The organism is Corallococcus sp. 4LFB (assembly GCF_046520365.1).
Lineage (GTDB): Bacteria > Myxococcota > Myxococcia > Myxococcales > Myxococcaceae > Corallococcus > Corallococcus caeni.
Genome location: NZ_JBKGHJ010001272.1, coordinates 1 through 360 on the forward strand (window position 1 = coordinate 1; position 360 = coordinate 360).

General features: G+C 67.5%; 1 protein-coding gene. It reads right to left on the reverse strand.

Going from position 1 to position 360, the window contains the following annotated elements; all coding sequences use genetic code 11:
* On the reverse strand, window positions 1-360 hold a 360-nt coding region (locus ACLEQD_RS45285), incomplete at both ends, for a condensation domain-containing protein (protein ID WP_410392054.1).

The window sequence follows — 360 nt, forward strand, 5'->3', positions numbered from 1 at the left end:
CGCTGCGGCTCAGGTCGCGAACGGGCTGGAGGACTTCCACCAGCTTCTCGAACGGGACGTGCTGGTACTCGTAGGCCGCAAGCGTCGTGGCCTTCACCTGGGAGAGCAGCCGACGGAATGTTTCCTCCGGGCGCACATGGGCGCGCAACACCAGCGTATTGACGAAGAAGCCGATGAGGCCTTCGGTCTCCGCCTGGGTGCGCCCTGCGATGGGCGTGCCCACACTGATGTCGTCCTGCGTGGAGTAGCGAGACAGCAGCAGTTGCCAGGCCGCGAGCAGCAGCATGAAGGGCGTCGCGCCCTCACGCTGGGCCAGGGCCTTGAGCGCCTGCGAGACCTCCGGCGGGAGGCGCACGTCCA